The sequence below is a fragment of the Bradyrhizobium sp. BR14999 genome, from assembly GCF_056106085.1.
The window spans coordinates 6,575,324-6,590,486 of sequence record NZ_CM148536.1; the positions used below are offsets into that span (position 1 = coordinate 6,575,324).

A 15,163-nucleotide genomic window follows, 5' to 3' on the forward strand; every position below is an offset into this window, starting at 1 on the left:
TCTCAATGACGAGCGATATCGCAGCCATACTTGCGATCGACGGTATCGCCACCGGCGCGGTCTATGCGCTCGTGGCGATCGGGACCGTGCTCATATTCACCGTGACGCGGGTCATCTTCGTCCCCTTTGGCGACATCGCGGCGTTCACGGCGCTGACGCTGGCGGCGCTCGATGCGAAGCGCTTTCCGGGGACGGGCGCGCTGGTCGTGGTGCTGGCCTGCCTCGCAACCTTCATTGAGATCGTTTCGTTGACGCGCTCTGGCGAGCTTCGTCTCGCTCCGCGCGCCCTGCTCTTCTATCTCGTACTCCCCTTGGCTGTGGTCGGTAGCGCCTGGCTTGCCACGCGCCTCGACCCGCCCCTCGCCGTCAGGCTCGTGCTCGCGCTGATGCTGATCACGCCGATCTCGCCGCTGCTCGACCGCATCGTGTTCCGCCCGATCGCGGACGGCACGGTGCTGCTGCTGCTGACGGTGTCGGTGGCCCTGCATTTTGCGCTGGTGGGACTGGGCCTGTTGTTCTTCGGCCCCGAAGGTGTCCGCACCGAGCCGCTGACCTCGCTCTCGATGGAGCTCGCCGGCGTCCTGATCTCGGGCCAGACCATGCTGATCGTCATCGCGGCGCTCGTGTTCAGTGGCCTGCTCTATCTCTTCTTCGACTTCACACTGGTCGGCAAATCCCTCCGCGCCACCGCCGTGAACCGGACCGGCTCGCGACTGATGGGAATACGACCGGCGCGCGCCGGCACGATCGCCTATCTCCTCGGCTCTCTCATGGCCGGCGTATCGGGCATCCTGATCGCGCCCGTCAACACGGTGTTCTACGATTCCGGCTTCCTGATCGGCCTCAAGGCGTTCGTCGGCGCCATCATCGGCAGCATGACGAGCTATCCGGGCGCGGCGATCGGCGCCGTCGGCGTCGGCATCCTCGAAAGCTTCGCATCCTTCGAGAGCAGCGCACTGAAGGACGTCATCGTGTTCTCGCTGCTGATCCCGGTCCTGATCTGGCGATCCCTCGCATCGCTGCATTCCGAGGAGGAGATCGAGGAATGACGCGCCTTCACGTTCAGATCGCCGCTGGCGCCGCCGTCCTGTGCCTCGCTACGGCTCCCTTCGTCCTCGGCCCGTTCAGCATCACCTTAATGAACTACATCGGCATCTATTCGCTGGTCGCCATCGGGCTCGCGCTCCTCACCGGCGTCGGCGGCATTGTGTCGTTCGGACAAGCGGCCTTCGTCGGGGTCGCGGCCTATGCCACCGCCTGGGTCTCGGCATTGACTGGCCATTCGCCCTGGCTCGGCCTGCTGTTCGGCGTGGCCTTGACCTGCGGCGTTGCGACCATTCTCGGCCTCGTCACGCTGCGGCTTCAGGGTCACTTCCTTTCGCTCAGCACCATGGCCTGGGGTCTGGCGATCGGCTTCCTGTTCGGCAATGTCGAGGGGCTCGGCCGGTTCAACGGCATCTCGTCGATCCCGCCGATCAGCTTCGGATCGTTCGCCCTCGTCTCCAGCGCGCAGATCTATTTCCTGATCTGGGGCATCGTGACCGCCATCCTCTTCTTCGGCTACAACCTGCTGGACTCCCGGCTCGGCCGCGCCATGCGCGCCCTGCGCGGCGGCAACACGCTGGTCGAAAGCCTCGGCATCAACGCGTTCCGGATCAAGCTCGTGACTTTCGTGATCGCGGCCTTCCTGGCCTCGCTCTCGGGATGGCTGTACGCCCATATGAGCCGTTTCATCAGCCCGGGTCCGTTCGATGCCGGCATGGGCATCGAATACCTGATGATGTCGATGGTCGGAGGTGCCGGCAGCCTTCTCGGCGGCGTCGTCGGCGCCGCCATCGTGACGCTGCTGAAGAACAGCGTGCAGGACTATCTGCCCTTGATCGCCAAGGGCGCCTCCGGACAGCTCGAGATCGTCGCCTTCTCGGCGCTGTTCATCCTGTTCCTGCAGTGGGCGCGACAGGGCATCGTGCCGTTCATCGCGCGCTACCTGCCGAAACTGCAGCACGAACGGCCGCGGCCGGCATCGCCCCTGCCCCGCCGTTCGCAACCGAAGCCCGGTGAGCTGCTCTTGAAGGTGGACGGCGCCGAGCGCCGGTTCGGCGGCCTGGTCGCCGTCAACAATGTCAGCTTCGAAGTACGCTCGGGTGAAATCCTCGCCGTGATCGGTCCGAACGGAGCCGGCAAGAGCACAATGTTCAATTGCCTGACCGGCGCGCTGCGGGTCAACAAGGGCGAGATCGTCTTTGCCGGACGCCCGATCACACGTGACGAGCAGTCCCGTATCGCCAAGGCCGGAATCGCGCGCACGTTCCAGCACGTCAAGCTGCGGCCGCGCATGAGCCTTTTGGAGAACGTGATGCTTGGCACCTATGGCCGCACCGGCGCGGGGCTGTTCGCCGGAGCCTTCCGGCTCAATCGGCGTGAGGAAGCGAGCGCCCGTCATGAGGCGCTGACGCAGCTCGAACGCGTCGGTCTCGGCGAGAAGCCGTTCGAACTCGCCGGCAACCTGCCGCTCGGAAATCAGCGCATCCTGGAGATCGCGCGCGCGCTTGCCGCAGACCCGACCCTCTTGGTGCTGGACGAGCCCGCCGCGGGCCTGCGCCGCCAGGAGAAGCTCAGGCTGGCCGAGCTGCTGCGCTCGCTCCGGGCCGACCACCTGACCATCCTGATCGTCGAGCACGACATGGAGTTCGTGATGTCGCTGGTCGACCGCATCGTCGTGCTGGATTTCGGCTCGAAGCTCTGCGAGGGCGCGCCGGCTGCAATCCGCAGCGACGCACGAGTGCAAGAGGCATATCTCGGAGGCGTCGCGTGAGCTCGATGTTTTCCCTGTCGAACGTCACGGTCTGCTATGACAATGTCGAAGCGGTCCGCAACGTCTCGCTGTCGGTCGAGGAAGGGCAAATCGTCACCGTCATCGGCCCGAACGGCGCCGGCAAGACCACGCTGCTGATGGCCGCGATCGGACTGCTCTCCTCGAGGGGACGCATGGTCTTTCAGGGCAGCGACATCGGCAGGATGTCGGTCGAGGATCGCGTCGAACGCAGATTGTGCCTGGTACCGGAGAAGCGTGAGCTGTTCTCCGACATGTCGGTGGCCGACAATCTCCTGCTGGGATCCTACAGCCTGCGCGACCGCTCAGGCGTCCAGAAGACGCTCGACGAGGTTTATGACCGCTTTCCCCGGCTGAAGGAGCGGCAGCGCCAGGCCGCCGGCACGCTCTCCGGCGGCGAGCGCCAGATGCTCGCACTCGGACGCGCGCTGATGGCGAGGCCGAAGCTGCTCATGCTCGACGAGCCGAGCCTCGGCCTTGCGCCCCTGATCGTGCGCGAGATCTTCCGCACCATCGCATCGCTGCGCGATCTCGGCGTGTCGATCCTGCTGGTCGAGCAGAACGCCCGCGCCGCGCTTGAGACGGCCGATTACGGCTACGTTCTGGAGACCGGCGAGATCGTGCAGTCAGGACCCGCCAAGGATCTCATCCACGATCCCCGGCTGATCACGGCCTATTTCGGCGGACATTAGCGGCGGCCGCGATCAGGCGCGGCGGAGCTTCGGGGGGCCGCACAACAAAAAGTCGAAAAACAACCCCATGCACAGTAGCCGGTGATCACGATATCAATGGCTTAGCAGACCGACGCAGCAACTTCTGATTTTTCGAATACAAGGTTGACGCGTCGGGCAAAACAGTGGCATGATGTCATCGTTGCCGGGCCTAGCGAATAGTCTTCAATCGGCGCCATGGAACACTCTGGTTTGAGGCAACCGTTAAGCGGATGTGCCACGCCAATAGGCGACATCAAAATGAGATGCCGCCAACTGAGACGGCCTAAAAAGCTCCCCGCCCACCGTGGAATTGGAATGGACGGGGAGTGCGAGCGCGACGGGCGGCCGTCGCTATCTCATGCTAAGACTGGTGTGTGACAGTCATGCAAATGCACTCTCGTCACTCGCGGATCGCCTTAATGGAGGGTTGAATCGTAAGACGGTAGGCGACAAGCGCACTACCATCAAACCTCTCTAAAACCTCGCCGCAAGCAGGGCAACGATATTCCCCTTTTGTGCCAGGCGCGGTCGCTAACTCAAGACGCCGAAAACCCGCCCCGCACTCAGAGCACGTCACATCGCCCTTTTTCATAAACTCCCCCGTAAACCCCGGTGCGGCTTCATAACATGAGTCAAGGCAGAACTGAGGACGACTTACCCGCCAAGCAACAGCACGATCGCCGCCAAAACAATTGCTAATCCGATCGCTGGGACGATAATGGCTTGGCGCCTCATAGGGCCGGAACTTAGCAGCCATCGTGGTGCTTCGATAGCTAAGGATGCGAAGGCGTTCTGGACTCGTTCCGAGCATCAAATTCCTTGATCTGTCGCCCAAAAGGTCGCTTGCGGAAATTATTGGGACTCCGCGGGATTCACATTAGGACACAAGAGCTTGAATACGGGCACGAGCGGCAGTCGATTGGCGTACTATTCAAATCCAGCGTGTTACCGCCCTTCGCTCTGTCGGTCCTCCCAGTCCTCCCACTCGACGTCACTGTTGATCTCCAGATAGCTGGAAACGGCAGCGCCAATTGTCGGAAAGAAGTATTTCTCCCCCAGCTGCGCGTACAATCCAAATCTCTTCAGCTTGTCCTTTACGGGGTCCTTGAGCTCGGCAAAGCAAAGCTCGATGCCCTCGGCGTGCAAGGCCTCGTCGAGCTCGGCGACGGTATCGCCAGCGGTGACGTCCACGCTGGTGACCGGCTCGGCCGCAACGACCAGCCAGCGTACGGGCGTCGGCGATTTCGCCACGGCATCCAAAGCGCGCTCCTTGAAGAATTCAGCATTGGCAAAGAACAGAGGCGCATCCCACCGAAACAGAACCAGCCCGGGAATCCGACGTGCATCCGGATATCTCGTGATGTCGTGGTAACCCTTGACGCCGTGGGCGCGGCCAAGCACGGCGGAGTGCGGGCGCCAACCGTCCCATAAGAACTCGGCGATGGCGATGGCGATTGCGAGACCGATCCCCGGGATCACGCCAAGCACCGCCACACCGCCGAAGCAGACGATCGACAGCCAGAACTCCCACTGCTGAATGCGATAGATCCGTTTGAGGTCGGTGATCTCAATCAGACCGATTGCGGCGGCTATAACGACGGCGGCTAGGGCAGCGTTGGGCAAATGCTGAAGGAGGTTCGGCGCGGCCAACAGAAGGAAGGCGATGGCAAGCGCGCCGACGACGCCGGTGAGTTGGGTGCGGGCACCGGCGGCTTCTGCAACGGGAGTACGCGAACCGCTGCTGCTGATCGGAAAACCTTGGAAAAAGCCGGCTACGAGGTTGGCCGCGCCGAGCCCCACCAACTCCTGGTTGGGATCGACGTGAGTCCCCAATCTTGCGGCATAGGTCCGCGAAAGCACGCTGGTATCGGCAAACGCCACCAACGCGGTTGCGCACCCGCCGATCAGCACTGGGACGAGGTCGCTGTATCCGATCCAGGGAACGGCGAACCCCGGCAGACCTTCTGGAAGAGGTCCCAAGAGCTGCACCGCGTAGCGATCTCCAAGGTCAAGCACACCGACCGCGGCGGTCGCGCCGACGACCGCAATCAGAATGTTGGGAAGCCGCTTGTATTTCTGGAGCAACAGAATGGTCGCCAGCGTGCCGAGCCCAATGGCAAGTGCGACCCAGTTTGTCCGTCCCTCCACCACTGCGCTACCGATCGCCCATAGGCTCCGCAAGGGCCCTTCGCTCTCGATCGAGAAGCCGAAGAGCTTTGGCAGTTGGCTGATCAACACGGTCAACGCAATTCCGTTCATGTAGCCATAGCGTATCGGCTTGGAGAGGAGCTCGGTCACAAAACCCAGGCCCGCGATGCCAGCCAGAATGAATACGGCTCCCGAAACGAGTGCCATCATCCCGGCCAGGGTCACGGCGCGAAGAGGGTCACCGCCAGACAACGGAACGACGACGCCGAGAATGATGGCCGCTAAGGCCGAGTCTGGTCCCAGGACGAGAATGCGGCTCGGACCGAACAATGCATAGGCCAACAGCGGTGTGATCGTTGCGTAGAGACCGTAGACGCCGGGCAAGCCGGATGCCTCCGCGTAGGCAATTCCAGCCGGGGCCAGCATCGTCGCGAGCACAAGCCCAGCGAAGATATCGTGCGGAAGGTGGGCCGCCTTATATTGACGGAAGGTGTCCAGCCCTGGCAGCCAATGAATCCAATGCTTCATGTGGGCGGCCACTTTCGAACCGGATTGAGCGCGCGAGGCCTCATGCGCTGGCTCCCATTGGCCCAGCTCGAATTCAGTCTAGGCTGTTACGCCCCCGACCACCAGAGCAATGAGGCGACCTCATCGCTGGACCAACCTATCCGTCGTCGGCGCCGCAGCACGCCTGCTGTCTACAACGCCCTCAGCCGGCTCACCCTTTTCCGGGCTGCTCGCAAGAGCGGTCTTGCAGCCTGATCCTCCCGACCAACGAGGACGCCCGAGGCAAAAGCGCGAGCGCGTCGGTTGTGAGGCGGTGCATTGAGGGCCGCATCGAGCGCCATCTCTCGGTGCGCAAGATAGTCATTGACTGCTCCCAATGCGTCCTGGAGCCTCTTCGAATGTTTCTCGAGTTGCGCAAGCCGCTTGCGCTGACCCCTGGAATTGAACAAGCTTTCGAAGAACCTCGCCGCATATCTGACCTTCTTGATCCTGATGCGCAGCCTGTGCCGCGCGCGAGCCGATAAATCCTCAAGCTGCTTGCCATCCTTCTGTATCTTTTGAATGCGGCGAACAAGAAGTTTGGCGGCGAATTTGCGGATCGGGGTGTGGCCGCTGGAGCCATGATGCGCCATCTCCACCCATTCCAGTACGTCCAGCAACAACGTTCGAAAGCGCCTTGAGTCGAGGGCACTTGATGCCTGCTCGAAGGCCTCGGCGCGTCGCCTCGTGAACTCCTGCTTGACAGCCGCGATGCCGCGCCGTGGAATGACGTCACGAGCCGCGGGACGAATTGTCTGGTTGAGAAAGACGTCGAGCTCGCGGGCCGCCGCAAGCTCGCCCGTCAGCCACTTCAGCTCGCGCTTGATGTTTGCTGTGCTCGATTTCGGCAAGAGCTTGGAGAAGAGCGAAATCGCTGCGCGCAAGCGCCGCAATCCAACTCTCATTTCGTGGACGCCTTCGGGATTGTGGTCCCGCACGGCATCGGCATTTCCCACGAAGTGCCGGATCGCGGAGCGAGCGACGATCCGGAAAGCGTCGCTTGCGTCCATGCGCTTGTCCAACTTGATCGGCGCGGCGAAACTGACAGGATTGACTTGTCCGTCAGCGAGGTCATAGCCCCGTTCGGCCTTTGATCGCAGATACAGCTCGGCTTCCGTCCTTCGCGCCAGCGCATCCGCTGTCTCAAAGAGATCCTGCGGCTTGCCGCGCCTGAGTTCAATCTCCACTTCGTCGATCGGCTCCGAACGATGCCCCACCATGATCTTGCCGCGGTCGATCGCGAGCTCGATCTGACTGCCTTTTCTCTCGATCGGCAGAGTGACGCGGTGCACGGAGGTCTTGAAGATCGGCTCGAGTTTCTGTCTCAGCTTTTTTGAGGAAAGCGCCTCAAGCGGGGAACCGTTGAGCTTTGTGAGATCGGGTGTACCGCTTTCAAGCAACGTTTCCCATTCTCCGCGGCCGAACTGCCCATCCGTTTCCGATTTTACGGTTTGGATGTACGTCTCCTTGTCCTGGCGGACGCGAAGAGAGAGACCATGCTTCTTTAGCTTGTGTCTTGGCGTATCAAAATATGTCGAAAGCAGGTCGGCTTCTGCCGGACATCCCCGCTTCGTGCCCGGAAGTCGTCCATGCTCCACTTGCTTCAAGCCACGATGTGGAACGTGAAATTTCAACTCGGCCTCGAGTCCCATGTGCCAGATCTCCGGCTTGCTCACGGAACCAGTAACGGATCGCGAAAGTCGACGAACAGATCGGCGACAAAGGCGCCTTTACTAATCCGGTTACGGACGCCTCTGTTCCATCCTTCCCAAGGCGCGGCATCCCTGTAAACAAAAAGGCCGCTCCTGACCGGGCGGCCTCAAGACTACTTCCTGCGCGGCAACGCGATCGGAATATGCGGCGCGGTGCTTATCACGATGAGCGGCTTATCATCGGACGCGTGGCTTCTCAGCGTCTCCAATACTAGAAAAAGAACTTTCCGCAAGCATGGCAGTCAACCTCGCTGACGAATGTATCTCCGCATCGCAACGAGTCGGATTGGCGAAAAGTCAACCACTCGCGCCGGCTCAGAACGCCGATTTTGACCCATAGCGTCCCCCGTCCCACATTTCAGAACACGTCGATAGTCGGGAACCGAGCATCCCCTGTGATGCAATCCCAAAGGTAGATTGCAAGACCGATGTCACCGGTCCAAAGCGAATACCGACCGCGGCCGGCAACCATCTGAGCGCCGCGATACTGGAAGATGGCAGTCATAGCGAACTGGCGCGCGCGATCCAGCCAAATGGGGGCATTCGTGCGTCGGTAGAGCTTGAGGAATGCGTAGCCATTTCCACCGGTACCGTGGCAAAGGTTCGATCCCTTTGGGATGCCCACCCAACCCGATGTCGGTTATTGAGCCTATAGCTGGCCTTTGCCGTCGGCACATCCCAGGCCGGCGAATGACCTGTTGCAGATCTTCGACACGCCGATCAAGATGATGGACTTTTTCAGCTTTAGCAGGGCGCTCGATGGCACTCGCAATCAATCTTCGGGCCGATAACGCTTCCGCTTTCGAAATCGAACGGCTGTGGGACCAAGTTGCTGCCTTTGAGGACAAGCCGTCGATGCGTACCTTGGCGTACCGACCACATCTGACATTCGCGATCTATGACTCACCTGAAATCGAAGAGAAGACGGCGTGGAATGCGATGCTGTCCGCGAGCGCAGGCGGAGTGCAATTGCCTATCGCATTCAGACGAATTAAATGGTTCGTAGGCCCACCACTTGTGTTGTGGGCCGAGCCCGAAGCAAACGAGATCATTGGAAGGTGGCACGCTTCAATCAGCGCCGCCATCGACCCGGCCCATTGTCGGCCACATTATCGGCCAGGCGCCTGGACCCCGCATTGTACACTCGGCACACGTATCGCCGATGCAAAGACCAAGGACGCCATTGCCTTCGCGAAGTCCTTCGACCGACGTATCGAAGTGATTTTCGATGTGGTGGATTGCGTCGTCTTCCCACCCGTACGGGTCATTGCGCAACGGGAGCTGCCGAAGGGTATTCCCTAAGTTCACGACTGCACCGTCAACCTGAGGGTCGGCGCTCAAAAATAATCTTGCAACGTGCCGCACCGCCGGATGTCGAGGGTGGCGCAATGGAAGGCTCCGCCAAATGCGGCATAGTGCAAGAACTCGCAGGGAATGGGCTCGAGTCCCCAATTCTCCAACGCACGCATCGTTGCGGTATGATGCGGATCAGCGATAACTCGCTTCTCGTCCAGCATCAGCACGTTCATGTTCAGCCATTTCCCACATAGCGAGGTAATCCTGAGCATAGGATCGGTTATCGGCTCGGGCTCCGGAGCCACGAGGATGTCCCATTTTTTCAAGATGGCCGGAAGTTGGTCGGCGTCAATGTATTCGGGATTGATCAGAATCTTGCCGGGCCCAAGCGGCAAAATGGTCGTGTCAATGTGCATCGGACTGGGACAGCGGCTCTTGATTTCATGAATGCGATAACCGTCGCCAAGATGCCGACGCAGCCATTCAATGCCGGACGCATTGGTTACGTTGCTGCGGGTCACGAACAGGTCGCGCCCGCAGCGAAAGAAATCGGCGGCGTCAAAGACCGGTTCAAATTCGGTGAGTATGTATGAAATCGGCTCGCCTTTCCCCGGCACGTGAAACTCTGGATCGAACAGCTCGTTCGTCAGCTGCGGCCTGGGCGCGGCGGTCCAGCGCGCGCCACGTCGGAAATATTGCTTCAGGATCGGACGATAGGAGTGCGTTTCGAAGTAGCGACATGGCCAAACCATCGGCGTCTCGATGATCTCCCCGCCAACCACAAGCATGCTGTCGCGCGGGCAGGAATTGCAGAAGCCCTGCGAGGACCATTCCGGCGTGCCGAAGCGCTTCTTGTGGTCGATCGCTTCCGGCCGCTTTACTACGATGCCCAGCGATCGTAGCAGAGCGACAAAATCGTCGAGTTCGCGCTGCGCGGGTTCAATCATGATCTTCGGGTAATGGAAGCCTGCGAACAGCGACTGGGCCCGCGCAGCCATGCCCGGAATGTTGCAGGTGACAACCGGGTGGTCGGAGGGGATTACCGCGCCCTCGAGCCTTCCGACTATCACTTCCTCCAGCGGGTCCCACTCGTTGTGTGAGTTCACCGGAGAAGCGCGGCTCGGTGGGTCGGCTTCCGCACTGTCAGCGCGCGTGACCATGTCCATGCATCAGGCCCTCGTGCGCTACAACAGCCGCTGGCCCCAGAGGTTCCGAAGTCGGGCCACCGTGTGCCGGTCAACGGCAAAATCCCGGGTGTCGGCTATGGCCCGCAGCTGACTTATTCCTTGCCTTTGAGCTAGGACCGCCTTTGGACCCCAAGCCGAACAACGCTGAAGCTATTGTGATGTCGGCTGTCGACGGTAAACGGGACGCGGGGCCGCGGTTACCTCGACAGCCGCTCGTGACACCACCGAGACTTCGGCGCGGAGCTTTTGTCCCGCATCTTGCGTTTAGGACCGCGGCGGCTCTTCGCTCGGCCCGGCTGCCTCGTCATGGATCGTGACACCTGCCGATCGCAAGCCGGTCAGCAGTACAGTTCTTACAAAGGCAGGATCGAATCCAATATCCTTGGCGTTTGGTGGATGCGCCTCGCTGCCCTTCAATCGGAGCGCCAAGTGCAATTGGTCGCAAAGGTGCTGAACGACGAGATTGACCTGATCCTCAGTCATGATCTGCTTTTCCCGCTACCATTTTGCTACCCAACTAGATAGCACACATGGAAGCGGTACGCGATTGGACCGTCCCAAGGATCAACCCCCATAAGACTGCCCATGGCCGGGCTCCAAAACCGTTCGCCGATCGGCGCAGACCGGAAGTGACTAGCGGGCAGCTAGAACGATGCTTTTGACCCAGAGCAGGCCTTTGACAGAGAGCCCACCTTCTGCGGGTTACGGCCCATGGCCCAGCTACGGCTCATGGCTCTCGATCCTGCAGTTATCTTCGGGATCGACGCCGCACTGCCCCCACACGTGGGACTCTTGAACGTTTGCCGTTGGTTCTTTCCAACGCCTTTTGCACCCGAGCGCTAAGGGATCGAAGCTCTGCAAGCTGAGAATTGAGCGACCAGACACGTTGGTGCAGAATGACCATGCGGTCGCAGACCCGATCACGACTACTCATTTACGAGCCCCTAGAACTACAATTGCCAAAAAAATGCTGACGTTGGGCCGGAAATAAACGGGACTTTCAGGCCAACGGTAGCATCGTTTCACGTACAAGATGTGAAACGGTACACACACGGCAGAAAATGTATTCCACGCTCGGATACCGACCGATATGGCCCCTTTCTTCTGCCAAGTGTTCAATTCGCATGGGGGATGAGATGGATCGACATCCCACCGTCATAAATCCGTAATCCTTGAACAGCGCAGCGCACGCAGACGTCCGGCTACTTCTTTTTTGGTGTCAACCAATCCTCGTCTTCCAGGGACGGTGCTTGCTTCTGCTGCTCCAGGATTTTCCTGTACTCCTCGGGGATGACCTGACTGCGCGACGTCTCGTGCAGCGTCTGCGGGAACCAGGTCGCAATGCCGGGGAAAGCGATCATAAGCGCAACGCATAACACCTGCAGAATCATGAACTGGAACATGCCGGCATAAATCGTCGCGAGACTCCAGCCCTTGACCACCTGCTTGAGATAGTACGCCGACATGGCGACCGGCGGCGACAGAAAGGCGGTCTGCAGCACCACCGCAACCAACGCTCCGAACCATATGAGGTCGATGCCCATGCCCTTCACAACGGGATAGAAGATCGGCAGGAACACCAGGATGATGGCTGGCCACTCAAACGGCCAACCCAGCAAAAAAATGAGAAAGAGCACGACAATCAGCATGAAGCTCGGCGGCAACTGCAGGCCGAGCATCGTCTCGGTGATCCAGTTCGCCGAGCCGAGGCGAGCGAACACCGCACCGAAGATGTTCGATGTGACCGCCAGCAGCAGGACCATGCTCGACGTCGCCATCGTCGAGGTCAGCGCGCGCTGCAGTCCGGCGAACGAGAACCTGCCATATGCGATGGCCAGCACCAGAGCGCCGACGCTGCCGATGCCAGCGGCCTCCGTCGGCGTCGCAAGGCCCCCGATGATCGAGCCGAGCGTCGCCGTGATGAGCCCGAGCAGCGGCAGCGTGCCGACGATCACCTCGCGCGCGATGTAGCGAACGGAGTAGATCCGCTCATCCTTTGGCACCGGCGGCCCAAGTTTGGGGTTCAGGAAGGCGCGGCCCATCAGATAGACGATGTAGATGCCGGCCAGCAGGAAGCCCGGCCCGAAGGCTGCAGCATAGAGATCGGCGACCGATACCCCGAGCACCGGGCCCATCACGATCAGCATGACCGACGGGGGAATGAGAATGCCGAGCGTGCCGCCCGCCGTGATGGTGCCCGCTGAAAGCTTGGCGTCATAACCCGCCTTCGTCATGATCGGCGAGGCCATGATGCCAAGAACGGTGACGGCTGCGCCGACGATGCCTGTCGCCATCGCGAACACAGTCGAGGTCAGGATGACGACGAGGAAGAGTGCGCCGCGCACCGGCGCAAGCATCATGCGGAACGCCGTAAAAAGGCGTTCCATGAGTCCCGCCTGCTCGGTGATGAAGCCCATGAAGATGAACAGCGGCACGGCGGCGAGGAGTTCTTCCTTCATCATGCCGATAGTCTGGAAGTAGCCGAGCTCGAAGACCGTCGCTCCCATGCCCCAGTAGCCGAACGAAAAGGCGAGAAACAGCAACGTGAACGAGATCGGCACACCGATGAAGATCGCGCCGAGCAGCACCAGCAGCATGACGACGCCGATGAGCGCTTCTGCGGTCATATCTCGACCTTCTCCTTGTGCTCGAGCTCGACGCCGGTGCGCGCCATGTAGATGCTCTTGATCAGTTCGGACACGCCCTGGATCAGCAGCAGGAGGCAGGCGAACGGCACGATGAACTTGAACGGCCACAGCACGGGCCGCCACGGCGTCTGGTCCGAAGTCTCGTTGATCAGCCAGGCGTAGTGAAATTCGTTCCAGCTGATCAGGAACAGCATGATCAGGCTCGGGAAGAAGAAGACGACATAGGAGATCGTATCGATCCAGCCCCTCCTGCGGATCGAGAACTTCTCCCAGAAGAAGTCGGTGCGGATATGAGCGCCCTTGTGCAGCGCGTAGGCGGCGCCGAGCATGAATAGCGAGCCGTAGAGCATGTAGGTTGCGTCATAGACCCATATAGTCGGCGCGTTGAACAGGTAACGCGCCCCAACCTCGTAAGCGACGGCCAGGACCAGCGGCACCGACAGCCACGAGATGATCGTGCCGGTCCGGTCCGTGAAGCCGTCGATGATCCTGATTATGGCCAGCAGTGCCGGCGGCTGCCTGCCTGTTATCTCAGCCATCCCTCGCCCCTTCCCTTGACTGTCCGGGCGGCGCATTTGCGGCGCGACGCAGAGCGGGCGCATGAGCCGCATCAATGGGGGGCGGCCTGAGCGGCCGCCCTCGGAGGAAGTCCTATTTCTCGAGAGGGAAGTAGTAGTTCGCCATGAAGGAGTACGGCGGGAAATAGGACCGCTTGTACGGCACCACGGCGCTGGCATAGGCCTTCTGCGACTCGTGCACCTTCTTGAAGAACGGGTTCTTGGCGCTCTCGGCCGCCGCGATCTCGTCCCACTTCTTGATGAAGGCCAGCAGGATCTCCGTCGGCGTGCGCAGGATCTGCACGCCGTGCTTCTGCTGCATCTCGATCAGTGCATCGGCGTTCTGGCGCTGCCACTTGGTCCACCAGACCAGGAATGTCTCGTTGGCCGCCGACTTGATGATCTCCTGATGCTGCGGGCTGAGCTCCTTCCACACATCGCCGTTGATGACGATCTCGCCGATCGTCACGTTCTCATGCAAGCCGGGCGAATAATGGTACTTCCAGACGTTGTGGAAGCCGAGCTGCAGGTCCTCGATGCCGCCGACCCATTCTGCGCAATCAATCACGCCGCGTTGCGCAGAGGGAATGATTTCTCCGCCCGGCATGTTGACCACCGTGAAGCCGAGGGCCTGCCACACTTCGCCGGCTATGCCGGTCTGGCGGCATTTCATGCCCTTCATGTCCTCGACCGTCTGGATTGGCTTCTTGAACCAGCCGAACGCCTGCGGCCCCGCAGGCAGGATGGGGAACACGACGAGGTTGAGCTTGAGCTCCTTCTGATAGAACTCGTTGTATAGGTCGAGGCCGCCGCCGTGATAGAGCCAACCCATCACGTCCATGAAGTCCATGCCAAAGGTGCCGCCGGGACCGCCAGTGAACAGGATCGCGGTCTTGTTCTTGCCGGTCCAGTAGCCGGCCCACGCATGCGCTCCGTCGAGCACCCTCTTGTGGGTTGCGTCCAGCACCTCGAACGCCGGCACGACTTGGCCAGCGGGCATTGCCTCGATCTTCAGCGCTCCAGCCGACAGCTTGTTCACCCGGTCGGCGAAATAGGTGAAGTTGTCATAGAGCGTGAGCGACGCCGGCCATGTGGCCTGCATCTTCAACACTTTCGTCTGCGCCATGACTGCAGTGGTGGATACGACAGACGCCGAAGCGATCAGGGCAACGGCGACTAACCCCAGAAACATGCGTTTCATGAGCCATCTCCTCCCTTGGACGACGTGACCGGGGCGATCGCTTTTTCTTCGTTGTTCTTGGTCGCCTGAACTTCAAACCACGTCTGTCACCATTCTGCCACCATGGCCGCAAGTTGTCATCTTGCTTTCTAGCCGCAGCAAGCGTCAGGTTACCGCAGCGTGGCGCGTTCTTGCGTCGGCCGCGCGGACGGACGTACCGCTGCTTGTTGCACCGTGGCCGATATTCATGCCGACGAAGCCTTGGACGATTATCTCGGCCGCCTCTCGGGCGGAGCTGCCTGCTCCATTTGACGTTGTCCGCCGATGTCCCCTTTGCGGGCGC

General features: G+C 60.7%; 12 protein-coding genes. 4 read left to right on the forward strand and 8 right to left on the reverse strand.

Going from position 1 to position 15,163, the window contains the following annotated elements; all coding sequences use genetic code 11:
* Positions 1-5 precede the first annotated feature (5 nt).
* From ACR9YP_RS30855 to ACR9YP_RS30865, 3 genes are read left to right on the forward strand one after another with little or no spacing between them, the layout of a single operon-like run.
* On the forward strand, positions 6-1,049 hold the full coding sequence (locus ACR9YP_RS30855; RefSeq protein ID WP_438109519.1) for a branched-chain amino acid ABC transporter permease: 1,044 nt from the start codon (positions 6-8) through the stop codon (positions 1,047-1,049).
* On the forward strand, positions 1,046-2,815 hold the full coding sequence (locus ACR9YP_RS30860; RefSeq protein ID WP_438109520.1) for a branched-chain amino acid ABC transporter ATP-binding protein/permease: 1,770 nt from the start codon (positions 1,046-1,048) through the stop codon (positions 2,813-2,815). The genes ACR9YP_RS30855 and ACR9YP_RS30860 overlap by 4 nt, the downstream gene beginning before the upstream one ends.
* A 5-nt stretch (positions 2,816-2,820) precedes the next feature.
* The gene (locus ACR9YP_RS30865; protein ID WP_438110835.1) at positions 2,821-3,525 is read left to right on the forward strand and encodes an ABC transporter ATP-binding protein; all 705 of its coding nucleotides are present in this window, start codon (positions 2,821-2,823) and stop codon (positions 3,523-3,525) included.
* A gap of 966 nt (positions 3,526-4,491) precedes the next feature.
* Here ACR9YP_RS30865 and ACR9YP_RS30870 read toward each other — a convergent pair.
* From ACR9YP_RS30870 to ACR9YP_RS30880, 3 genes are all read right to left on the reverse strand, one after another.
* Positions 4,492-6,222 (reverse strand): SulP family inorganic anion transporter, encoded by a 1,731-nt coding sequence (locus ACR9YP_RS30870; protein WP_438109521.1) that lies wholly within the window; start codon positions 6,220-6,222, stop codon positions 4,492-4,494.
* A 170-nt stretch (positions 6,223-6,392) separates the two neighbouring features.
* Entirely contained in the window at positions 6,393-7,892 is a 1,500-nt protein-coding gene (locus tag ACR9YP_RS30875; RefSeq protein WP_474217789.1) for a CYTH and CHAD domain-containing protein, read from the reverse strand.
* A 418-nt stretch (positions 7,893-8,310) separates the two neighbouring features.
* On the reverse strand, positions 8,311-8,577 hold the full coding sequence (locus ACR9YP_RS30880) for a lanthionine synthetase LanC family protein (RefSeq protein ID WP_438109524.1): 267 nt from the start codon (positions 8,575-8,577) through the stop codon (positions 8,311-8,313).
* A 134-nt stretch (positions 8,578-8,711) separates the two neighbouring features.
* Here ACR9YP_RS30880 and ACR9YP_RS30885 point away from each other — a divergent pair, with 134 nt between their 5' ends.
* Positions 8,712-9,254, forward strand: a complete 543-nt coding sequence (locus ACR9YP_RS30885) for a 2'-5' RNA ligase family protein (protein ID WP_438109525.1) — start codon at positions 8,712-8,714, stop codon at positions 9,252-9,254.
* A 35-nt stretch (positions 9,255-9,289) separates the two neighbouring features.
* Here ACR9YP_RS30885 and ACR9YP_RS30890 read toward each other — a convergent pair whose 3' ends face one another.
* From ACR9YP_RS30890 to ACR9YP_RS30910, 5 genes are all read right to left on the reverse strand, one after another.
* Positions 9,290-10,414, reverse strand: coding sequence for an amidinotransferase (locus ACR9YP_RS30890; protein WP_474217790.1), 1,125 nt, complete (start codon positions 10,412-10,414; stop codon positions 9,290-9,292).
* A gap of 285 nt (positions 10,415-10,699) precedes the next feature.
* Entirely contained in the window at positions 10,700-10,918 is a 219-nt protein-coding gene (locus ACR9YP_RS30895) for a hypothetical protein (protein ID WP_474217791.1), read from the reverse strand.
* A gap of 719 nt (positions 10,919-11,637) precedes the next feature.
* Positions 11,638-13,062 (reverse strand): TRAP transporter large permease, encoded by a 1,425-nt coding sequence (locus tag ACR9YP_RS30900; RefSeq protein ID WP_438109528.1) that lies wholly within the window; start codon positions 13,060-13,062, stop codon positions 11,638-11,640.
* Entirely contained in the window at positions 13,059-13,622 is a 564-nt protein-coding gene (locus tag ACR9YP_RS30905) for a TRAP transporter small permease subunit (protein WP_370988573.1), read from the reverse strand. Before ACR9YP_RS30905 ends, ACR9YP_RS30900 begins: the two co-directional genes overlap by 4 nt.
* Before the next feature lie 112 nt (positions 13,623-13,734).
* A complete protein-coding gene (locus tag ACR9YP_RS30910; protein ID WP_438109529.1) occupies positions 13,735-14,841 on the reverse strand; it encodes a TRAP transporter substrate-binding protein in 1,107 nt (368 codons plus the stop codon).
* Positions 14,842-15,163 lie beyond the last annotated feature (322 nt).